This window comes from Rhodococcus wratislaviensis, assembly GCF_041228765.1.
GTDB lineage: Bacteria > Actinomycetota > Actinomycetes > Mycobacteriales > Mycobacteriaceae > Rhodococcus_F > Rhodococcus_F wratislaviensis.
Window position 1 is genome coordinate 6,663,154 of the sequence record NZ_CP150488.1, and the last position, 20,922, is coordinate 6,684,075.

A 20,922-nucleotide genomic window follows, 5' to 3' on the forward strand; every position below is an offset into this window, starting at 1 on the left:
CTGCGGTGAGGGTTACCTGACCCGGCGCACCGCCGCGGGCAGCGGCGGCCGGGACGCGATCCACTGCTCGCCCTGTTTCACGGCTCTGACCAGCGCGCCCCGTTCGCCGAGATACCCGGCCACCACACCGACCACCGGGATGTTGCCCAGCAGCGAGTAGGTCGAGCCCGGCCCAGGACGCTTGTCGATTTCGTCACTGAGCGCGCGCACCGTGCGGGCAGTGCTCCACAGCGCTCCCATCAGCGCGAACGGGTGCCACATCGACGGGCCGTCCGCCGAATCGGATCGCGTCGTATCGGCGAGCACCGCAGGCGCGTCCGTCTCACGCCGGCAGAGCACGGACGCCAGCAGATCCACCTGCTCGGACCGGTTCGTCACGCCGTGTTCCCGGGCCACGGCGACGAGAACGACGGCCTGATTCGCGAACCCGAGCACGTCCTGGATCGGGAGCCGATTGAGAAGCACACCGAACATGCCAGGGAACGCGACCGCGATCGTGTTCAACGCGCCGATCCGCGTCACCCACCACCGTGCCCGCTCGTCGTCGCTCGCTCTCTCCCACGACGCCGTCCCCGGGAACTGCACGGTGTCGAGAACCCAGGCGATGCCGTCGAGCAGCGCCTCCGCGGTGCCCCGGTCCTCCGCTGTCGGGGTGAACGTCCAGCTCTTGATGCCGAACGGATCCGTGAGGGCCAGATCGAGCACGGGGTTGATACCCCGCGCGGCGCGATCCAGGATGCCGACGACCTTGTCGTCGCCCAGCCGGTCCTTCTCGCTCATGCGGCCGGCGTCCTTCCCTCGCGTCGTGCGTGTGTGGTGGTGCGTTCGCGTGCCGGGCGGCCGATGCCCTCGGCGATGGCCCGCAGTTCGGCGACGGTCTTCTCGGATCCGTGCTCCGAACCCGCCATCCGGGAGATGGTCTCCTCCATCAGGGTGCCGCCGAGGTCGTTGGCGCCGCCCTGCAACATCACCTGGGTGCCGGTGACACCCAGCTTGACCCAGCTGGTCTGGATGTTCGGGATCCGCCCGTGCAGCATGATCCGGGCCAGGGCGTGGACGGCCCGGTTGTCCCGGTTGGTCGGGCCCGGCCGCGACGCACCCGCCAGATACAACGGCGCGCTCTGATGCACGAACGGCAGCGGAACGAACTCGGTGAATCCGCCTGTCCGGTCCTGGATTCCGCGCAGCACCCGCAGATGCCCGACCCAATGCTTCGGGTTGTCGACGTGGCCGTACATCATCGTCGAACTCGACCGCAGACCCAGCTCGTGCGCCGTGGTCACCACCTCCACCCACGTCGCGGTGGGCAGCTTCCCCTTGGTCAGCACCCACCGCACCTCGTCGTCCAGAATTTCCGCGGCCGTGCCCGGAATGGTGTCCAGACCCGCCTCACGCAGTTCCGTCAGCCAGTCCCGGATGCTCTGCCCACCGCGGGAGGCGCCGTTGACGATCTCCATCGGGGAGAACGCGTGCACGTGCATCGACGGCACCCGCGCCTTCACCGCACGCACCAGATCGGCGTACCCGGTGACCGGGAGTTCCGGGTCGATGCCGCCCTGCATGCAGACCTCCGTCGCGCCCGCGACGTGCGCCTCCCACGCCCGGTCCGCGACCTCGGCGGTGGACAGCGTGAACGCGTCCGCGTCACCCTTGCGCTGCGCGAACGCGCAGAAGCGGCAGCCGGTGTAGCAGATGTTGGTGAAGTTGATGTTCCGGTTCACCACATAGGTCACCTCGTCGCCGACGGCGTCCTTGCGGAGCGCATCCGCCAGCGCCACCATCGCCTCGAGCCCCGGACCCTCGGCCGTCGCCAACGCCAGGTATTCGTCGTCGGTGCAGCCCGCCGGGTCGCGCTCGGCGCTGCGCAGCGCCGCGAGGACGTCCGTGTCCACCCGCACCGGGCCGCTCAACTCCAGCACCTGCTCGCGGACGGTCTCCCAGTCCCCGAACGCGCTGCCCAAATCGCTGCGCGTCTCGGTGTTGCGGCCCTCGGTGTCGATCTCGGTGTTCAGATCCACCCGGCCGGCCGACTCCCAGGACTCGTCCGGCTCCTGCCACGGCAACCCGACCGGCGTCGTGTCGGGCTTGGCCAGCCCGGTGTGCGGGTCCGCGAGGGCCTGCACGTGCCCGGTGATCCGCGGATCGATCCACGGCGAGCCGGCCAGCACGAACTGCGGCTGCGCCGCCGTGCGCTCGGTGAGCTCGAACCCGGCCTCCGCGGTGATCACGGCCAGGGTGTCCAGGTTCGGCCACGGCCGCTCCGGGTTCACGTGGTCCGGGGTCAGCGGCGACACGCCACCCCAGTCGTCGACACCGGCACCCAGCAACGCCAGGCATTCGGTGTTCGACACCAGGTTGGGCGGCGACTGGATGCGCATCCCCGGGCCCAGCAGCAGCCGGGACACGGCGATGGTCGCGGCGAACTCCTCGAGGCCCGCGTCCGGGGCATCGCGCATCGCGGTGTCGGGCTTGGCGAGGAAGTTCTGGACGATCACTTCCTGAACGTGCCCGAACGCCTTGTGCGACTTACGGATCGCCATGATCGATTCCGCCCGTTCCCGCACGGTCTCGCCGATGCCCACCAGAATGCCCGTCGTGAACGGCACACTCAACCGACCGGCGTCGGTGAGCGTGCGCAACCGCACCGCCGGATCCTTGTCGGGGCTGCCGTAGTGGCACTCGCCCTTGTCGGTGAACAACCGGGTGGACGTCGTCTCGAGCATCATGCCCATCGACGGGGCCACCGGCTTGAGGCGGGAGATCTCCTCCCAGCTCATCACACCCGGGTTCAGGTGCGGCAGCAGCCCGGTCTCCTCGAGCACCCGGATCGACATCGCCCGCAGGTAGTCCAGCGTCGAATCGTAGCCCCGCTCGTCCAGCCACTGCTTGGCCTCCGGCCACCGATCCTCGGGACGGTCACCCAACGTGAACAGGGCTTCCTTGCAGCCCAATTCGGCGCCCTGCCGGGCGATCTCCAGCACCTCGTCCGGTTCCAGATACGCGCCGCGCCCCTCGGCCCGCAGCTTGCCGGGCACGGTGACGAACGTGCAGTAGTGGCACTTGTCCCGGCACAACCGCGTCAGCGGAATGAACACCTTGCGCGAGTACGTGACAGCCTTGGGTCTGCCCGCCGCCAGCAACCCGGCGTCCCGGACCTTCGCCGCCGACGAACACAGGTCGGCCAGGTCGCCGCCGCGGGCCTGCAGCAGGGTCGTCGCCTCGTCCACGTTCAGAGTGGCGCCGTCGCGGGCACGTCGCAGCACCCGCCGCATAGCGGAGGCGGAGGGCGCCACTTCCTGCGCAGACGCGCCGGACGGAGCCGGCGCCGGGACACCGGGCATGGGAAGCATCGTGGGTCGGCCGGATTCTTCACCTGAATGGGTCACCCAGCGATCATGCGCCATCGATGACAACCGGTGCCACCCAGACTCCCGCAAGCCGTGCGGATCGCTACCCGCGGGGGTAGTCCTCGTCGACCGGGACCGCCCGGCTCTGTTCGGCCACGTCCGCCTCGTTCACCTCCAGCGACGACACTTCTTCGACCTCGTCGGAACTGTCGTCGTCCACGGCGAGTTCTTGCTCCAGCCGGTCTGCCTCGGGAACCTCCGGAGAATCGGCCGCATCGAATGACGTCATGTCTGCGCTCCTTTCACTTCGGGGGGTTCTCCCACGATAGGTCGGTTCTCGACAGAATGCCGGGGCACGGCCAAAGTGGGGGCATGAGTGTGCCCACCACCGTCACGATGGCAGACCCGCTGTGGCGGCCGAGCCCCAAGGCCAAGCAACTGTGGGCGATCAACGCCGCCCTCCTCTGGCTTCCGCTCTTCGTCGTGCAGGCCGTCGCTCTCGTCTTCCACTGGTGGCCCGTGTGGGTGCACGTCACGGTCCTCGCGGTAACAATCGTGCTCGCGATCCTCCACGTCGCCGTCGTCCCGCTGTGGCGGTACCGGGTGCACCGCTGGGAGATCAGCGACACCGCGGTCTACACCCGCAGCGGCTGGTTCACCCAGGAACGACGCATCGCGCCCATCTCCCGCATCCAGACCGTCGACACCGAACGCGGGCCCATCGACCGGATGCTGGGGCTGGCGACCGTCACCGTCACCACGGCGTCGTCCGCCGGTGCCGTCAAGATCTCCGCGCTCGATCAGGACACCGCCGACCGCACCGTCGCGCGGCTCACCGAGATCGCGGGCACCAATGTCGGTGACGCCACATGAGTGCGGCACCGGAACCGGGAATCGCTCCGCCCATCGCGCACGGCGAGGCCGCGGTCGCCGCCGAGGAGGAACAGCCCTGGTTGCGCCTGGACCGCCGGATGCTCCTCGTCCACCCTGTCAACGAGATCGTCAAACTTCTGCCCGTGTTGCTGATTTCGCTGGTGATCGGCACCCAGAGCGGCAACCATGTGTGGAGTCTCGTCGCCGTCGTCGCGTTCGTGGTGTTCGGCATCTCGCGGTGGTTCACGACGAGCTACCGCATCGGCCCGGTCCACGTGCAACTGCGGCAGGGCCTGTTCCGCAAACGCCTGCTGTCGGTACCACGCAACCGCATCCGATCCGTCGACGTGGAGGCGGGGGTCCTGCATCGCCTGCTCGGACTGTCGATCGTGCGGATCGGCACCGGGCAGCAAGTGGGTTCCAAACCCGACGCGGCGAAGTTCGAACTCAACGCCCTCTCCACCGGGCTGGTTCCCGACCTGCGGGCCGCTCTGCTCGCCCGCCGGCCCCCCACCGACGTCGAGCAGACCGCTGTCACGCAGGAGCCCGCGGTCACCGAGATCGGCCACTGGACACCGGCCTGGGTCCGCTACGCCCCGTTCTCGGTGACCGGCGTGGTGACCATCGCGGCGATCGTCGGTCTCGCGTTCCAGTACGGAATCGGCGCGAAGATCGCCCGCTCGTCGACGGTGGCCGAGGGCATCGAATCGGCCGAGCGCATCGGGATCGCCATCGCGGTCGTCGTCGGGATCGTCGTCCTCCTGATCGCCGCCAGCGCGCTGGCCTGCATCCGGTACCTCCTGACGTACGGCAACATGACGCTGACGGACAACGGCCGCACCCTGCACGTCAGCCACGGTCTGCTGAAGACCCGCCAGACCACCCTGGATCGCGCCCGCCTGCGCGGGACGACCCTCAAGGAGCCGCTCCTCCTCCGGTTCGCGGGCGGCGCCCGACTGGATGCCGTCATGACCGGCGTCAGCGCCGAGAGGCGGGAGTCCTCACTCCTGCTCCCCCAGGCTCCGCACGCGGAAGCGGAGCGGGTGATGGCCACCGTCATCGGCGACCACCGTCAGGCCGCGGTGCCGCTCACCCCGCACGGGCCGGTCGCCCAGCGACGGCGTTACACGCGGGCCCTGATCCCCGCCGAGATCGCGCTCGCCGTCGCCCTGGTCTTCGTGATCCTCGATCGGCCCGTGTTCTGGGCCGCGTGGGCCGCGATCGTCGCGCTCGCCGTCGGCGGCGTGGTGCTGGCCTGGGACCGGTACCGCGGCCTCGGCCATGCGGTGCTGCCGGGGTGGCTGATCACCCGCAGCGGCTCCCTCGACCGCGCCCGGGACAGTCTCGAAGCCGACGGGATCATCGGGTGGACCGTCCGTCAGACGTTCTTCCAACGGCGGGCCGGGGTGGCGACCGTCATCGCCGCCACTCCCGCGGGCACCGGAAAATACCTGGTGATCGACCTGCCCGCCGATCGGGCGTGGTCGCTCGTCGAGTCGGTGACACCCGGCGGAGGTGACGTGTGGGCGCGGCGCTGACCGACATCGCCGGTCTCGACGCCCAGCTGATCGAATGCCGAGCCTGCCCCCGCCTCGTCGAATGGCGGGAGACGGTCGCACGGGAGAAGCGCGCGTCGTTCCGCGACGAAACCTATTGGGGCCGTCCGGTTCCCGGGTTCGGTCCACCTGATGCGTCCCTGCTGATCGTCGGTCTCGCCCCCGCCGCCCACGGCGCGAACCGCACCGGGCGCATGTTCACCGGCGACCGCAGCGGCGATTTCCTCTACGCCGCACTCCACGCCGTGGGACTCGCGAGCCAGCCCACCGCCACCCATATCGGCGACGGCCTCGAGCTGTTCGGCGTCCGCATCACGTCCCCGGTGCACTGCGCGCCGCCCGCGAACAAACCCACCCCCGGCGAACGCGACACCTGCCGCCACTGGCTCGACGCCGAACTGCGCATCCTGCGACCCCACCTGCGGTCGGTGATCGTGCTCGGCGGATTCGGCTGGCAGTCGCTGCTCCCCGTCCTCGACGACGCCGGCTGGGCCGTCCCCCGGCCTCGACCCAAGTTCGGGCACGGCGCGCACGTCGAACTCCCCGGCGCCGACCGTCCCCTGCACCTGTTCGGCTGCTACCACGTCAGCCAGCAGAACACCTTCACCGGCCGGCTCACCCCCGCCATGCTCGAGTCGGTGCTGTCCGACGCCGCCCATGTCGCCGGGCTGATCGGGTGATTCCCCCACCCCGGACGAACGGGACGCCCGTTCGATCTGACGCAACGACCGTCCCGTTCGTCGGGCTACCGCCGGTTCGGGAGTTCCTCGATGATGTATTTGGCCATGCTGCCCAGCCGCGGGCGGGCGGGCTGCATGGTGTCGACGCCGAGGGCGGTGAGGGGCGAGGCCGTCACCGAGCCGACGCAGACGGGCGCGACCGGACCGTGGAACGCGTGCAGGAGGGCCTCCACTCGGTCGGTGTCCTTCGCGGTGCTGAGGAGGGACGACACGGCGGGCGCGCTGGTGAAGGTGACGGCGTCGACCTCGGCTCGGATGATCTGATCCAGCAGTGTCAGCAGCGGCTGCTGGTTCTCGGGTCTGATCCACCGGTACACCGACACGGCCGTGGTCTCGGCCCCGGCGCCGGCGAGGGAGACGCTGAGGTCGGTCATCGGTTCCCATTCGGTGATGGTGCCGTGCAACTGGACGGCGACGCGCAAACCACGCACACCCTCCGCGACGAGGTGTTCGTGCACCTCCTCGGACGATTCCGTCTCCGGTGACCACTCCTCGCGCAGGCCGACGCCGCGGACGGCGCCCTTCGCCTTGGGACCGCGGGTGATGATCCGCGCCGACCGCAGGGCGGCGAGCAGTGCGTCCTCCTCGTCCCAGGCCCGCGCCGCGTCCAGCCACCCCCGGAATCCGACGGCGGTGCTGACGACGAGGAGGTCCGGCGGCGACGCGATGATGTCGGCGGTACGGGACCGCAGATCGGAGTCGTCGACGAGCGGCAGCACGTGGATCGCCGGTGTGTGGACGATGGCGGCGCCGTGCCGTTCGAGCAGGGTGATGAACTCGGCGGCCCGGCGTTCGGCGGTGACGGCGATGGTCAGTCCGGACAGTTCGTCATTCGACATTCCCCCAGTGTGACGGACGAATGAAACTAAGCTGCCCACATGATCACCGCTGTGCACACACTGGTCTACGCCGACGACGCCGAGGCGGCCCGCGACTTCTTCCGCGACGTGCTCGGCTGGTCACACGTCGATGCCGGCGGCGGCTGGCTGATTTTCCGCACCGGACCGTCCGAGATGGGTGTGCACCCCACCTCGGACGAGCGGGGCGGTGAGCCGTGGTCGACTCGGCCGCACCACGAAATCTCCCTGATGTGCGACGACATCGAGTCGACCGTCGCGGAACTCGAAGCCAAGGGCGCCGAGTTCACCCGCGGAATCCGCGACGACGGGTACGGCCTCACCACGTCCCTGAAGATTCCCGGGGCGGGCGAGATGATGCTGTACCAGCCTCGGCACCCGGTGGCGTTCGAGCGTTAGGCCTTCGCCTGCGCGCTGCTGCGCGCCGCATTGGCCTGTTCGCCCGCCTTCGGGTCGGTCTCCGACTGTTTCTTCCCGACCCCGTCGGCGATCCGATCGCCGAGGGTCTTGTCGACGTTGCGCCAGTACTCGAACGCCTTCGCCAGGACGGGTTCGCTGACGCCGTTCAGCAGATGGCCGACGATGTTGTCCACCAAGCGGTCACGGGCGGCGTCGTCGAGCACTTCCCGGACCATCGTCCCGGCCTGACCCCAGTCGTCGTCGTCCCTGTGGAGCGCGTAGGGCGAGCGGACCATGTCGCCGGCGCTGTACCAGGTGGCGGTCTCCCCGACCTGCGACGGGTCGGCGTGCGGGCCGCCCTTGGAATTCGGCACGTAGACCGGATCCCCGGGGTTGTGGTGGCGCATGTTGCCGTCCTTCGAGTACGAGCGGACGGGCACGTGCGGCCTGTTGACGGGCAGCTCCTTGTAGTTCGCTCCGATCCGGTAACGGTGGGCGTCCGGGTAGGAGAACAGCCGGCCGATGAGCATCTTGTCCGGGCTCGGGCCGATGCCGGGGACCAGGTTGCTGGGCTCGAACGCGGCCTGCTCGATCTCACAGTGGTAGTCGGTGGGGTTGCGGTCGAGCGTCATCCTGCCGACGGGGATCAGCGGGTAGTCGCTGTGCGGCCACACCTTGGTGAGGTCGAACGGGTTGAACCGGTAGTCGTCGGCATCCTCGAACGGCATGATCTGCATGTTCAAGGTCCAGCTCGGGTACTGGCCGCCCTCGATGTGCTCCCACAGGTCTCGCGTGTGGTAATCGGTGTCCATGGACGCCATCTGGTCGCCCTCGTGCTGCGTGAAGAACTCGATGCCCTGGTCGGTCTTGAAGTGGTACTTCACCCAGAACTTGTCACCCGCGGCGTTCACCCACATGTACGTGTGGCTGGAGTAGCCGTTCATGTGCCGCCAGGTGCGCGGGATGCCGCGGTCGCCCATGAGCCACGTGACCTGGTGAGCCGACTCCGGGGACAACGTCCAGAAGTCCCACTGCATGTCGTGGTCGCGGAGGTTGTTGTCGGCACGCCGCTTCTGCGACCGGATGAAGTCCTGGAACTTCATCGGGTCGCGCATGAAGAAGACGGGCGTGTTGTTCCCGACCATGTCGTAGTTGCCCTGGTCGGTGTAGAACTTGACCGCGAATCCGCGTGGGTCGCGCCACGTGTCGGGGCTACCGCGCTCACCGGCCACGGATGAGAACCTGATCAGCAGATCCGTTTTCTTTCCGGGCTGGAAGAGGTCGGCCTTCGTGTAGGCGGAGACGTCCTCGGTGACTTCGAACCGTCCGAACGCCCCGCCTCCCTTCGCGTGCGGTTGCCGCTCCGCAACGCGTTCGCGGTTGAACTGCGCCATCTTCTCGATCAGGTAGTGATCCTGGAGGAGGATGGGCCCGTCCGTCCCGATGGTGAGCGAATGTTCGTCACTCGATACCGGGATGCCGGCGTCGTCGGTCGTGAAGTTCTGATCTGCCATCGCGATGCTCCTTCAGCAGGCTGCTGGTGGCTACCGCGTACCCTCGCCCACCGACGGCGAAACAGATCCGAAGGCCGCCTTCGCGCTGACTTTCCACAGGTAAACCGCCGCCGGGACCAGGGAGCCGAACACGAGCAGGAGGGTCCAGACGGACGCGAGCAGGAGCACGTCGCCGCCCGGACCGCCGAACATGCAGAGCAGAAACCCGAACCCCCACCCCGCGAGCGGCAACACTCCCGTCCCCACCCGGCCGGTCGTCGACCGGGCAGCGATCACCAGCGCCAGGTTCGCGACCGCGGCGGCGAGGATGCTGATCGGAAACGGTGTGGCGCCGAGGTAGGTCGGCAGGAAGAGCACCGAGAGGACGGCGCACAGAAAACCGTCGAACACCAGCAGCGCGAGGGTGACCCTCCCCAGAACATCGAGGTGCCCGGGTTTCGCTGCGGTGCCGACGGTCATGTGTCAATAGTGGATCAGGCGACGGGCGGGTAGCCCAGCAGGGTCAGCAAATGGCTCTGCATGTCGGCGAATCCGTACAGCACGCCGTAGTACAGGTCGTGCTGGGCCGGCCACGACGGCCGGAGCGTATCGACGAACGCGACGATGGCGTTCTGAACATCCCAGTTGTACATCTATCGCCTCTCCTGACGGGTGTCACACGGACTCGACCGGGGCCGCTGCGTGACGTGGGCCACAGTGTAATACGCAACCCTCGTCACAGATACCTGCGGTCAGTGACCGATGCCGGCGAAGAGGTCCCGCTCCCTGCCGTCGGCGTCCCGATCCCCGGCGGCGCCGCGGACCAGCACGAAATGCTCCTCCGCCAGGATCGGCTGCGCGATGTCGTTGGAGAGCGCGTACTCGGTACCGCTCGGCGCCACCGTCACCTGGGTGGCGTGCGCCGACAGCGCTTTCGTCTTCGCGTCGAGCACGCCCCGCACGTCGATCACCGTCGTCACATCGGTGTCCGGGACGCTCGGCAATTCGCCGGGCTCCGGCAGCCGCCAGCCGTCGGGGATGTCGCCGATTCGGCAGATTCCCGACTCGAGCGCGCTCGCCTCGGTCACCGTCCAGTACAGCTTCGCGACGTCCCACGGTTCACCGCGGTCCGGGTACCGCGCCGAACCCGCCGCCTCGACGGCCGCGGTGGTGATCGTGTGCACCTGGATGTGGTCGGGGTGCCCGTACCCGCCGTCGGGGTCGTAGGTGACCACGACGTGCGGCCGCAGTTCCCGGATGACCGCCACCATCGCAGCCGTCACGGAGTCGAGGTCTGCGTTGACGAAGGCGCGCGGATCGGCCGCCGACGCCGTGCCCGCCATGCCGGAATCACGGAAGTGCCCCGCCCCCAGGAGGAACCGCGGCCTTCCCGCACCGAGACACGACAGCGCGGACGTCAGCTCGCCGATCCGGAACCCACCGAGCTGATCCGCGGCGTCCGCGACCAGCTGCGCCCACTCCTCGCCGATCACCTCGCCTTCCTCGCCGAGCGTGCACGTCAGGACGTGAACGTCGGCACCCTCGGCGGCGTAGCGCGCGATGGTGCCGCCGGTGGTGAGGGTCTCGTCGTCGGGATGGGCATGGACCAGCAGAAGTCGCCGCTCACTCATTCCTTGATCCTGCTCCAGTCCGCTGCGTCACTGAATATTCCGACCGGCACGGCGCCCGACAGCGACACCCCGTCGACACCCGGTCCCGCCGCGACCAGCGTGCGGTCCTGCATGATCGGCAGCACCGCAGCCAGATCCCAGAGTTTGCGGTCGGCGTCGGCGAGAGCCTGCGGCACATCGCCGACCCCACGCAGCGCGGCGTCGATGGACGGCTGCAGGGTGGGGTCGCAGACTCCCGACAGGTTCGACGGGGCCTCGGCTTCCGAGACCGCATCCCGTTCCGGGCCGGTGGTTTCGGTGTTCTGCTGAGTTGCCGCGACCACTGCGGGCGGACAGCTGTGACGGGACGCGAGCGCCGTGGCGGGGTCGGACCCGGCGCGCGACCATCCGACGACTGCTCCGATGTCGCCCTTGCTCAGCGACTCCCCGTACAGCTCCTCGGCGGGCAGGGACGTCACGGTGGCGTCGACGCCGGCGCCGCGCAACTGGTCGGCTGCCGTGTTGGCGACCGCACTCGCGGTGTCGTCACCCTCGGGTGTCCCGATGACGAGCGTCAGCGGGACGTCGGCGCGGACGAGCCGGGTGGACGGGGCCGCGCCTGCGGGAACGACGGTGTCCGTGGGTGTTTCGGCGACGTATCCGTATTCGGCCAGCTGCGCCAGCACCTGTTCGCGGCTCGGCCGCGCGGGGGCGGTGGCGGTGTAACCGGGATCGGAGGGGGCGTAGACCTGCGAGCGTGCCGGGACCGCCGCCGCCTCGCTGCCGGCGCCGACGACGGCGAGCAGTTCGGTGTCCAGCAGCTCCAGCAGGCTCTTCCGCACCCGGACGTCCGCGAGTTCGGGAACCCGGCCGTTCAGTGTGAGGTCGAGTCCGCGCGGCTGGAACGACGCACCGGTCCGCACCGTGGGGATCGCCGCGAGCTGGGCGGAAGTGGCTGTGCCCCCGTGAATCTGGACGATCTGGGTGTCGTTGTTGCGCATCGAGTCGGCGAGCTGCGACGGCGTGCCGTCGCGGCGCATCAGGATCTGGTCGGGAGTTGCCGGCTTGTCCCAGAACCGGTCGTTGCGTTCGAGCAGGATCTCGTCGCGTCCGCGGTCGATCGACTTGATGTGGAAGTGCCCGCCGGACACCGGGATGTTCTCGGACAGTCCGGTCGCAAAGCCACCGGGAGAATCCTTGATGAGATGTGACGGCAGCAGGTCGGTGAAGAGTTCACGCCACGCCGGATAGGCGGCCTTCATCACGACGCTGACCGTCTTGCCGCCACCGGACGACCTGACGTCCTCGATCAGTTCGTAGCCGGCGGGGTCGACCACGCCGGGGGCACTGATCATCTGCTGCCACAGGTAACGGAAGTCCTCGGCGGCGATGGGCGCACCGTCGGACCACTGCGCCTCGTTCCGCAGCTGGTACGTGACGGTGAACGGCTCCTGCGACGTGACGTCCGCGGAGACCACGAGCGAGGAGTCGGGAATCCAGTTGCTTCCGCCCGGGCGGGCGGGATCGGGCACCGGCCGGAACGGGCTCGGCAGCACGAGTGCGCTGACCGCGGAATTCGCCGGCGACTGGTCCGACAGGAGGTGCGGGTTGAAACCGCTGCCCACGTCGTCGATGGCCACGACGACGGGCTGCTTCTCGGTCGGCGACACCGTCGGCTTGGGGCTGTCGGTGCTCTCGACCGGCGGGGGCGGATCGGCGGTGCACGACGTGAGCATCGCCGTCGACACTGCGAGCAGGAGCGCGGTCACTGCCGCACCGTTCCCACGCCTTCGGCCCCGCACTCCTCGAACTCTCTCGAGTCGACCCCCAGCAACCACCGCGCCGCCTTTCCTCAGAGAGACCGGAAGGCTCCGGAAACCCACGAGCGAATGTACCTTCGGTCGCCGATCGACCGAAGGTACATCCGCCCGGTTGTGTCTGACGTGGTCGGACGAGCCGACTACAGGGCCGCCTTGTCGCGGGCCTTGGAACGCGAACGCTCACGGGCACGGTCGGTGGCCGACAGGTGCACCTTGCGCACGCGCACGACCTCCGGGGTGACCTCCACGCACTCGTCGCCGGCGCAGAACTCCATCGCGCCTTCGAGCTCGAGCTTGATGGGCTTGGCGAGAGTCTCCATCACGTCGGCGGAGGACTGACGCATGTTGGTCAGCTTCTTCTCGCGGGTGACGTTGATGTCGAGGTCCTCCTGGCGCGGGTTGATGCCCACGACCATGCCCTCGTAGGTGTCGGCGCCGGGCTCGACGAAGAACGTTCCGCGATCGGCGAGCTGGATCATCGCGAACGGGGTGACCGAACCGGTGCGGTCCGAGACGAGCGAGCCGGTGTGGCGGGCGCGGATCTCGCCGGCCCACGGCGCGTAGCCGTGGAAGACGGCGTTCGCGATGCCGGTGCCGCGGGTCTCGGTGAGGAAGTCGGTGCGGAAGCCGATCAGGCCACGCGAGGGAACGATGAACTCCATCCGGACCCAGCCCGCGCCGTGGTTGGCCATCTGCACCATCTTGCCCTTGCGGTTGGCGAGGAGCTGGGTGATGGCGCCGAGGTACTCCTCGGGGCTGTCGATGGTGAGCTCTTCGAAGGGCTCGTGCACCTTGCCGTCGACCTGACGGGTGACCACCTGCGGCTTGCCGACGGTCAGCTCGAAGCCCTCGCGGCGCATCTGCTCGACCAGGATGGCGAGCGCGAGCTCACCACGGCCCTGGACCTCCCAGGCGTCGGGGCGACCGATGTCGAGAACCTTGAGCGAGACGTTGCCGACGAGTTCCTGGTCGAGACGCGACTTCACCATGCGGGCGGTCAGCTTGTGTCCGCTGACCCGGCCGACGAGCGGCGAGGTGTTGGTGCCGATGGTCACCGAGATGGCGGGCTGGTCGACGGTGATCCGCGGCAGCGGGACCGGGTTCTCCAGGTCGGCGAGGGTGTCGCCGATCATGATGTCGGGGAAACCGGCGACGGCGACGATGTCACCGGCGACGGCCTTCTCGGCGGGCTGACGCTCGACGCCCTTGGTGGCGAGCAGTTCGGTGATCTTGGCCTTGGTGACGACGGGCTCGCCGTCCACCTCGCGGCACCAGGAGACGGTCTGACCCTTGGTCAGCTCGCCGTTGTGGATACGGACCAGCGCGAGGCGGCCGAGGAACGCGGAGGCGTCGAGGTTGGTGACGTGAGCCTGCAGCGGCGCGTCGACGTTGCCCTTGGGCGCGGGCACGTAGTTGAGGAGCACCTCGAACAGGGCGTCGAGGTTCTCGGCGTCCGGTGCGTGACCGTTCTCGGGCTGAACCTTGGACGCCTTGCCCTCGCGGCCGGAGGCGTACAGAACGGGAAGGTCGAGGGCGAGCTCGGCGGCTTCCGCGGCCTCGTCGTCGAGGTCGGAGGCCAGGTCGAGCAGCAGGTCGTGGCTCTCGGAGACGACCTCTTCGATGCGGGCGTCGGGCCGGTCGGTCTTGTTGACCACCAGGATGACGGGCAGCGACGCGGCGAGCGCCTTGCGCAGCACGAAGCGGGTCTGCGGCAGCGGACCCTCGGACGCGTCGACGAGCAGGACGACACCGTCGACCATGGACAGGCCGCGCTCGACCTCGCCACCGAAGTCGGCGTGACCGGGGGTGTCGATGACGTTGATGACCGTGACACTGCCGTCACCGTGATGCTTGTGGACGGCGGTGTTCTTCGCGAGGATGGTGATGCCCTTCTCGCGTTCGAGGTCGCCGGAGTCCATGACGCGATCGACCAGTTCGGCGCGCTCCTCGAATGCCCCCGACTGGCGCAACATGGCGTCGACGAGGGTGGTCTTGCCGTGGTCGACGTGTGCGACGATGGCAACGTTACGGAAGCTGGTGATGGTCACGCGGTGGCTCTCCTGGCTGAGTTGATTCGGCCACGCGAAAGTTCCCTCGCACGGCTTTCTGGCGGCCGCCTTGTCATCTCGATTCAGAATCCTCGTCGAGGCGATGGTAAATCGCCCAGTGCAGGCATCGCGGCCACGTGAATACTACCCGCCCGAGCGCCTACTTCGCGCATCGCCGGCCGCCCGGGGCCTGCCCGACCAGCGTAAAGTGATCTGCGCCACGTCGAATTCGGCCTGTCTCGGGTGTGGATCGGGGCCGAAAGCTGAGGGGACGCTAACCTGGGTGGAGCCGGCGGATACCGGTGTTCACCGTAGTAGGAAGGCCGCGCCGAGTATGGGCAAGGTGAAGGCCAGCAAGGTCTCGGGTCTCAAACCGAAGAAGAAGTGCTGCCGCAGCAAGACGCGCTGCATCAAGTGCCCGGTGGTCATCATGCGCATGAAGAAGCTCGAGAACGAGGGCGCTTCCAAGAAGGAACTGAAGAAGGGGCTCAAGAAGGCCCGCGCAGCCTGAGGTCAGCCCCACCCTTTCAAGTGCAGCCGCAGGTCCGGCACCCACCCGCGGTCGTTGCCGACGAGGTCGATCTCCCCCAGTTCCCGTCCGTCCACCCACCGCAGTTCCGCGTGATCGAGTGCGACGGGCGTTCCCGACACCAGTTCGACCCGGTACGCGCGGAGCACCCGGCCGTCGGGCAGCGGCACGTCCTCACCGATCCGGTCGCCGCCCGACACCTCGACCCCGAGCTCTTCTCGCAGTTCGCGGCGCAGCGCGTCGTCGGCGGTCTCCCCCGCCTCCGCCTTGCCCCCGGGCAGCTCCCACTGTCCCGCGAGTTCCGGGGGCCGCGTCCGCTGCGCGAGCAACAGCCGGCCGTCGACGATGATCGCGGCCGCCACCACCTCTCCGGTGTGGTCGGCAGGCCTTGCACGTTCCACTGGCACCGCACCATCATGGGGTATGGCCGAGTTGCTGTCAGACGGAGAGATCGACACCGCGCTCGCAGAACTGCCCGGGTGGCGGCGGGCGGGTGATTCCCTCGTCCGCACCGTCGAGTCGCCGAGTTTCCCCGACGCCGTCGAGCTGGTCGGGAAGGTCGCGGAGGCGGCGGAGGCCGCGAACCACCATCCGGACATCGACATCAGGTGGCGCAAGGTCACCTACACGCTGTCGACGCATTCCGCCGGCGGGCTCACGCAGCTGGATCTGGATCTTGCTGCGCAGATCGACGCACTGGCGGGCTGATCGTGCCGGTGACCGCGGCGGCACGCTGTGTTCGGCGTCCGGCGTAGGCCACCCAGGCGTAGACACCGAATGCGCCGACGACGTCGACCGTGCCCAGCCACGCGAGTACCGCGGGCCGGGAGATCAGCCAGATCGAGTCCTGGAAGAAGCTGAGAACCCACGGCACGCCGATGAGGGTGGTGACGAGCCAGTATCCGGCGAGGATCCGGGTGCCCAGCATCGATCCGTAGGGGCCGTGCAGCAACCAGATCAGCATCGGAATGACCCACACCCAGTGGTGCGACCACGAGATCGGTGAGACGAGCAGCCCCAGCAACTCGACGATGACGAGGGTGCCGAGCCGATCGTCCCGGGCGATCGCCCGCCAGGCCAGGACGGCGAGGACCACCGTGACCGCCACGGCAAACATCCAGAGGACGCCCGTCTCGACGTCGTACCCGAGCAGCCGCGACAACGCGCCGCGCAGGGACTGATTCCACACCGAGCCGACCGGCCCGATGCGATCGGCGTCACCGAGCAGGTGGGTGAAGTACTCCCGCGCCTCCGAGCCGATCAGGAGGTAACTGACTCCGACGGTCGCGGCGAACGCGACACCCGAGAAGACCGCGGCCTTCCACCGGCGCTGCATCAGGAAGTAGAGGCCGGTGATCGCCGGGGTCAATTTGATCCCGGCGGCGAAACCGACGAGCGCACCGGACAGCCACCACCGGGAGCTGCGGACCGCGGTCATCACGAGCAGCGCGAGGAACACGTTGATCTGGCCGTAGTCCAGCGTGGTGCGCACCGGTTCCACCCACACCCCCACCGTGGTCCACAGCACCGCGACCGCCCGCCAGTGCGGGCTGTGCGCGGCGTCACCGAGCACGAGCCCCAGGCTCATTCGCGCCAGCGCGTACAGGGCGAGGATCGTGAGCAGTTGCCAGCCGACCCCGACCAGCGGGAACGGCAGGTAATGCAGGGGAAAGAAGACCAGCGCGGCGAATGGTGGGTAGGTGAACGGCAGCGGAAAGTCCGGTGTCACTTCCGAATAGGTGAAGTCGTAGAGACTGCCACCACGGAGCGCCTCGGAACCGTCGACGTAGACGTGCAGGTCGACGAGGTTCATCCCGTTGGGACTCAACAGCGTCCACGCCATGCGCCCGAGCACCGACAACACGAGAAGCACAGGCGCGCACCGCAACAAGCCGTGCAGGGCGGACGCTCCCCGGGACGCGGGAGAACGCTCGGAGGACGGGTCGTCGGAGGCTGCTCCGTCGTCGGACGCTGCATGGTCGGACACAGTGTGGCGCTCTCCCCGTGAGGTGTGTAGATGTCTCAGCCGATCCCGAAACGGTCCCGCACAGCGTAGACGGCGCCCTCCGCGGCCCCCGAGGTGTCCGTAGCCGCGCGTAACAGTTGCATCACCAATCACACGAACCACACGTGCCACAAGCTATGGTCACCGGAAGATCACCGTCGGGGTCTGTATGCCATACACTCCCACCGGGATGCCGCAGCTATCGGTGAACGAACTCGTGAGCTGTACAACCCGGGGGCGCTGTACATAGAGTGACCCCCCGAGCCGTCAGACGTGGATTGAGTTGTCGTCCACGCTGTTATGACTAAGGATGGGGAGACTGTGCTTCGAACCCGAGGTATGCGCAGAGCAGTGACTGCTCTCGCTGTTGCCGCAGCAGCCGCTATGGCAGTGCCGGCCCAGGCGAGTGCGCAGCCGACGCCGCCGCCCGTGCCCGAAGGCATCCCCGTGGAGATGCTCGCATCGTTCGCACCCGCGATCATCGGCGCAGCCGCTGGTACCGAGGACATCGCAGCAGGACCTCAGGACGCGATCCTGGACCAGGCCCGCAACCTTCTCGAGGCCCCCGGAATCCCGCCCGAGCTCAAGTCCACCCTCGAGCGCGTCATCACGTTCCTCGACGGCAGTGGCGGCGGCGGACCCGAGATCCCGCAGGAGAACGCACCCGTCATCGCGCAGTTCCTCTACCCGACCATCGGCAAGGGCTGCATCGGAGAGGGCGCCGACTCCGTGGGCACCGCACTCGCGGTCCCCGGTCCCGCCCAGCTGCCCCCGCCCGGACCCAAGGCAGGTCAGGCCGGTTTCGTGTTCACCGCCCTCGGAACCAGTTCCGTTGCCGCCGAACAGCCCAATCCACTGACCGTGACGTGGATCAACCTGGACAACCAGCGGCGCGCCACCCAGAACCTCACCAACGAGGCCAAGATCAACCCCGACGGACCGGCAACCCTGTCGGCGATCGCGGACACCGGCCCGGGTCGCGTCCTCGCGGTCGTGTCGGGCGGACTGACCACGCAGAAGGAAGGCGCCGCGCCGATCACGTGCAGCTTCCTCCCCACCGTCGGCATGTTCCAGGTCGCGTAACTCTCCACAGCTGAGCGAAGGGCCCTTCCGGATTTTTCCGGAAGGGCCCTTCGCTCATGTCTGCACCGCTTCTCTGTTTGCCGACGGCACCACCGTGGTAGACCGAGGGATGCCCTCGACGCACCACACACCAGACCACTCACTGCGATCGCGACACGCCCGGCGTTCCATACTGTCGATCCGTTCGGAGGGATCGATCCTCTCGATCGGTTCCGCCTACTCCATCCTGTCCATCGGGAGTGTCGGCTCGGTGCTCTCCATCGGGTCGGTCGGGTCGGCCGGCTCGGCACTGAGCACCGGCTCGTTCGCCAGCCTCGGGTCTGCGCTGTCGGGGCTGTCGCGGTGGTCCCTGATGTCGTGGAAGGGGTGGCACGACTCGCCGCCGGAACACCCTCACCTCACGGTCATCGCCGAGGAACCGGACCTCGCCCGGGACGCGACCGCGCACGTCCAGTCCTGACGCGGTCCGGTCAGGACGTCCGTCCGGCGCGCGGCCAGGAGTTGCCGTCGTACTTCTCGATCTCGCCGTTGAACTTCGTCAGCAGCCGCCGCAGCTCGTCCCGGTCGTGGTCGCTCCACTCGGCGATGATTCGCTCGACTCCTTTTCGGCCCAGCGCCCGGTCGGCGTGAAGCTGCTCGAGCCCCAGCGCGGTGGCCTCGACCTTGCGGGCCATTCCCCCGTCCGGGTCGGGGACGCGATCGACGAGCCCGCGCTTCAGCAGGGCGCCGATCTGCCGGTTGATCGTCGAGATGTCGAGCTGGAATGCCTCGGCAAGCTGTTTGAGGCTGAGCGGATGTTCCAGTTCCAGACGTCCGAGGAGGAGGTAGGCGGAACGGTCGAGTTGGAATCCCGCCCGTTGCGCATGGGCGTGATAGCGCGACAGCAATGTCAATTCGTTCTCGACATCTGCCGCCACCTCGTCGCGTTCGGACACCGACACCTCCCCTGGTTACCGTCATTCTGCCCGAGGCATTATTGTGCACCATACACATAGTGTGTAGTGTGCACATTTTTCATCAGGATCCGTTGACGAACAGCGCGGTGTAGAGGACCGAGGCGACGGTGTACACGAAATTGACCAGCAGTTCCATCGGGTGAACCTCCGGGTTCAGAGTGAAAAGAGTGACAACAGGTAATCGGAGTTGCCTCGCGGAGCGTTTCACACTCCCATCCACCGGAAAACGCCCCACACTCGAACTGAAACGTGTTCTTATTTTGCGAGGCGCTCACAATCGGGGCGCCGGACGAGAGAAGGGATGCACACATGCCGTGGAGTCGTGCCGAGCTCGAAGAGGCCTTCGCGCACTACCAGCGGACCGTCAGCCGCTGCGTCGAACTCGGGGACTGGAACGGCTTCGCCGACCTCTTCACGGAGGACGCCACGTACGTCGAGCACGCCTTCGGAGACTTCGACGGACGCGAGGCCATTCGGACATGGGTCACGCGGACCATGTCGGCCTTCCCCGGCAGCCGGATGACCTCGTTCCCGGCGAACTGGTACGTGATCGACGAGGACCGCGGATGGGTGATCTGCGAGATAGACAACCCCATGGAGGATCCCGGCGACGGTTCGGAACACGCCGCAGCCAACATCACGATCCTGCACTACGCCGGCGACAACCTGTGGTCGCGCGAGGAAGACGCGTACAACCCGATTAATTTCCTCGCCGCGGCCAAGAAGTGGTGCCGCGCAGCGGAAGCCGTCGGCAGGCTACCTGACGACGCCCGGGAGTGGCTCTCGAGGATGGGCGGGCAACCGGCGGCCTAGCCGTCACCACTGCCCGTAGTCGGGCTTCAGAATGTCGTTGAGGTCGATGCCCACCCCGTCGACGTTGCTCGCATCGATCTCGTACTGATGCAGGTGCGCCGACGGGTGGACGTACCCCTCCTGCGTGCCCCAGTCGTGCTGCCAGTACCACGACCCGAGCCCGGCGAGGACCGCCAGATCCAGCGTCTTGGAATTGGCGTAGATACCGGTATTGGCCTTGCCGACCACCGACTCCCACCCGGCGAGATACGGGGCGATCATGGTCAGGAAATCGGCGGGCGTGGGATTGTCGTCGATGGACGCGTAGATGGGCCGGTCCTCGGAACCGCCTGCAGCGAGGTGCAATTCGAGTCCGCGCTCCGCGTGCCGCTTCCCCGCCTCGAGCCCGCCGCGCCAATCGGCCGTCGGCCCCTTGCCGAACTGGTAGCACGAGACGACCGACAGTCCGGCGTCGAGCAACGCCTGCGCCTCGTCGGCGAGCATCGGCTTGCCTTCCATCCATTCGGCGCCGGGACGGCGGTCGGACACGTAGCGGATGGCGCCGGCATAGCCGGCCTCGAGGATGGCGTCCGCCGACGGCACCCCACCGGCGTAGTCGATCAGGATGCCTAGGCTGTCCGCCTTCGCGACGGCGACCGAGGCCGTGGTGGACGTGAGCGCCGCGATCCCGGCCACGGCGGATCCCGCTGCCGCGTACCGGAACAGGTCTCGTCGAGAAATCTGCACTGTGGCCCCCATATCCGATCGGTCGCGCTCCGGCGTGTCTCCGACATTCACTCTCGCTCAGTCGGTA

24 protein-coding genes are annotated in these 20,922 nt (G+C 68.2%); 9 read left to right on the forward strand and 15 right to left on the reverse strand.

Annotated features, from left to right (window positions below; translation table 11 throughout):
• Positions 1-12: 12 nt before the first annotated feature.
• From WKC72_RS30740 to WKC72_RS30750, 3 genes are read right to left on the reverse strand one after another with little or no spacing between them, the layout of a single operon-like run.
• Positions 13-780 carry a hypothetical protein gene (locus WKC72_RS30740; RefSeq protein WP_370180668.1) on the reverse strand — a complete coding sequence of 256 codons (768 nt, stop codon included), beginning with the start codon at positions 778-780 and terminating at the stop codon, positions 13-15.
• Positions 777-3,404 carry a bifunctional FO biosynthesis protein CofGH gene (locus WKC72_RS30745; protein ID WP_370180669.1) on the reverse strand — a complete coding sequence of 876 codons (2,628 nt, stop codon included), beginning with the start codon at positions 3,402-3,404 and terminating at the stop codon, positions 777-779. The genes WKC72_RS30740 and WKC72_RS30745 overlap by 4 nt, the downstream gene beginning before the upstream one ends.
• 46 nt (positions 3,405-3,450) lie before the next feature.
• Complete coding sequence (locus WKC72_RS30750; protein ID WP_005239177.1) at positions 3,451-3,636, reverse strand: hypothetical protein; 186 nt, start codon at positions 3,634-3,636, stop codon at positions 3,451-3,453.
• A gap of 83 nt (positions 3,637-3,719) precedes the next feature.
• Here WKC72_RS30750 and WKC72_RS30755 point away from each other — a divergent pair, with 83 nt between their 5' ends.
• Genes WKC72_RS30755 through WKC72_RS30765 form a run of 3 tightly spaced genes read left to right on the forward strand, consistent with a single transcriptional unit; the run spans position 3,720 to position 6,456 of the window.
• Complete coding sequence (locus WKC72_RS30755; RefSeq protein ID WP_112299137.1) at positions 3,720-4,220, forward strand: PH domain-containing protein; 501 nt, start codon at positions 3,720-3,722, stop codon at positions 4,218-4,220.
• Positions 4,217-5,758 (forward strand): PH domain-containing protein, encoded by a 1,542-nt coding sequence (locus tag WKC72_RS30760; protein WP_370180670.1) that lies wholly within the window; start codon positions 4,217-4,219, stop codon positions 5,756-5,758. The genes WKC72_RS30755 and WKC72_RS30760 overlap by 4 nt, the downstream gene beginning before the upstream one ends.
• Positions 5,743-6,456: a uracil-DNA glycosylase gene (locus WKC72_RS30765; RefSeq protein WP_112299135.1), complete on the forward strand. Its 714-nt coding sequence runs from the start codon at positions 5,743-5,745 to the stop codon at positions 6,454-6,456. The genes WKC72_RS30760 and WKC72_RS30765 overlap by 16 nt, the downstream gene beginning before the upstream one ends.
• A gap of 65 nt (positions 6,457-6,521) precedes the next feature.
• Here WKC72_RS30765 and WKC72_RS30770 read toward each other — a convergent pair whose 3' ends face one another.
• A complete protein-coding gene (locus tag WKC72_RS30770) occupies positions 6,522-7,355 on the reverse strand; it encodes a uroporphyrinogen-III synthase (RefSeq protein ID WP_037231639.1) in 834 nt (277 codons plus the stop codon).
• A gap of 39 nt (positions 7,356-7,394) precedes the next feature.
• On the opposite strand from WKC72_RS30770, the gene WKC72_RS30775 reads away from it, so the two are divergent.
• Entirely contained in the window at positions 7,395-7,772 is a 378-nt protein-coding gene (locus tag WKC72_RS30775; RefSeq protein WP_037231636.1) for a VOC family protein, read from the forward strand.
• Here WKC72_RS30775 and WKC72_RS30780 read toward each other — a convergent pair.
• From WKC72_RS30780 to typA, 6 genes are all read right to left on the reverse strand, one after another.
• Positions 7,769-9,286 carry a catalase gene (locus WKC72_RS30780; RefSeq protein WP_037231634.1) on the reverse strand — a complete coding sequence of 506 codons (1,518 nt, stop codon included), beginning with the start codon at positions 9,284-9,286 and terminating at the stop codon, positions 7,769-7,771. The two genes, WKC72_RS30775 and WKC72_RS30780, sit on opposite strands and share 4 nt — an antisense overlap.
• A gap of 30 nt (positions 9,287-9,316) precedes the next feature.
• A complete protein-coding gene (locus WKC72_RS30785) occupies positions 9,317-9,745 on the reverse strand; it encodes a hypothetical protein (RefSeq protein WP_370180671.1) in 429 nt (142 codons plus the stop codon).
• A gap of 14 nt (positions 9,746-9,759) precedes the next feature.
• Positions 9,760-9,918, reverse strand: coding sequence for a hypothetical protein (locus WKC72_RS30790; protein WP_167344029.1), 159 nt, complete (start codon positions 9,916-9,918; stop codon positions 9,760-9,762).
• Positions 9,919-10,017: 99 nt separating this feature from the next.
• On the reverse strand, positions 10,018-10,896 hold the full coding sequence (gene mshB, locus WKC72_RS30795; RefSeq protein ID WP_128639211.1) for an N-acetyl-1-D-myo-inositol-2-amino-2-deoxy-alpha-D-glucopyranoside deacetylase: 879 nt from the start codon (positions 10,894-10,896) through the stop codon (positions 10,018-10,020).
• A complete protein-coding gene (locus tag WKC72_RS30800) occupies positions 10,893-12,713 on the reverse strand; it encodes an ABC transporter family substrate-binding protein (protein WP_370180672.1) in 1,821 nt (606 codons plus the stop codon). The genes mshB and WKC72_RS30800 overlap by 4 nt, the downstream gene beginning before the upstream one ends.
• 122 nt (positions 12,714-12,835) lie before the next feature.
• Complete coding sequence (gene typA / locus WKC72_RS30805) at positions 12,836-14,743, reverse strand: translational GTPase TypA (RefSeq protein WP_005239154.1); 1,908 nt, start codon at positions 14,741-14,743, stop codon at positions 12,836-12,838.
• A gap of 343 nt (positions 14,744-15,086) precedes the next feature.
• Between typA and WKC72_RS30810 the strand changes: the two genes are divergently transcribed.
• Entirely contained in the window at positions 15,087-15,254 is a 168-nt protein-coding gene (locus WKC72_RS30810; protein ID WP_162130660.1) for a hypothetical protein, read from the forward strand.
• Between the two features lie 2 nt (positions 15,255-15,256).
• Here WKC72_RS30810 and WKC72_RS30815 read toward each other — a convergent pair whose 3' ends face one another.
• Positions 15,257-15,637: a (deoxy)nucleoside triphosphate pyrophosphohydrolase gene (locus WKC72_RS30815; protein WP_037231624.1), complete on the reverse strand. Its 381-nt coding sequence runs from the start codon at positions 15,635-15,637 to the stop codon at positions 15,257-15,259.
• Between the two features lie 58 nt (positions 15,638-15,695).
• Between WKC72_RS30815 and WKC72_RS30820 the strand changes: the two genes are divergently transcribed.
• The gene (locus tag WKC72_RS30820) at positions 15,696-15,980 is read left to right on the forward strand and encodes a 4a-hydroxytetrahydrobiopterin dehydratase (RefSeq protein ID WP_037231622.1); all 285 of its coding nucleotides are present in this window, start codon (positions 15,696-15,698) and stop codon (positions 15,978-15,980) included.
• Here WKC72_RS30820 and WKC72_RS30825 read toward each other — a convergent pair.
• Positions 15,928-17,259 (reverse strand): mannosyltransferase, encoded by a 1,332-nt coding sequence (locus WKC72_RS30825; RefSeq protein ID WP_268791054.1) that lies wholly within the window; start codon positions 17,257-17,259, stop codon positions 15,928-15,930. The genes WKC72_RS30820 and WKC72_RS30825 overlap by 53 nt on opposite strands.
• A gap of 318 nt (positions 17,260-17,577) precedes the next feature.
• On the opposite strand from WKC72_RS30825, the gene WKC72_RS30830 reads away from it, so the two are divergent.
• Both WKC72_RS30830 and WKC72_RS30835 read left to right on the forward strand, forming a co-directional pair.
• Positions 17,578-18,360: a hypothetical protein gene (locus tag WKC72_RS30830; protein ID WP_174484672.1), complete on the forward strand. Its 783-nt coding sequence runs from the start codon at positions 17,578-17,580 to the stop codon at positions 18,358-18,360.
• A 109-nt stretch (positions 18,361-18,469) separates the two neighbouring features.
• A complete protein-coding gene (locus WKC72_RS30835) occupies positions 18,470-18,820 on the forward strand; it encodes a hypothetical protein (RefSeq protein WP_037231615.1) in 351 nt (116 codons plus the stop codon).
• Between the two features lie 10 nt (positions 18,821-18,830).
• Here the strand turns inward: WKC72_RS30835 and WKC72_RS30840 are convergent, their stop codons facing one another.
• Both WKC72_RS30840 and WKC72_RS30845 read right to left on the reverse strand, forming a co-directional pair.
• Entirely contained in the window at positions 18,831-19,301 is a 471-nt protein-coding gene (locus tag WKC72_RS30840) for a MarR family winged helix-turn-helix transcriptional regulator (protein ID WP_370180673.1), read from the reverse strand.
• Between the two features lie 76 nt (positions 19,302-19,377).
• Complete coding sequence (locus tag WKC72_RS30845) at positions 19,378-19,524, reverse strand: hypothetical protein (RefSeq protein WP_370180674.1); 147 nt, start codon at positions 19,522-19,524, stop codon at positions 19,378-19,380.
• Between the two features lie 101 nt (positions 19,525-19,625).
• On the opposite strand from WKC72_RS30845, the gene WKC72_RS30850 reads away from it, so the two are divergent.
• Positions 19,626-20,129, forward strand: coding sequence for a nuclear transport factor 2 family protein (locus tag WKC72_RS30850; protein ID WP_370180675.1), 504 nt, complete (start codon positions 19,626-19,628; stop codon positions 20,127-20,129).
• Between the two features lie 3 nt (positions 20,130-20,132).
• Here WKC72_RS30850 and WKC72_RS30855 read toward each other — a convergent pair whose 3' ends face one another.
• Positions 20,133-20,867, reverse strand: coding sequence for a DUF1906 domain-containing protein (locus WKC72_RS30855; protein ID WP_370180676.1), 735 nt, complete (start codon positions 20,865-20,867; stop codon positions 20,133-20,135).
• Positions 20,868-20,922 lie beyond the last annotated feature (55 nt).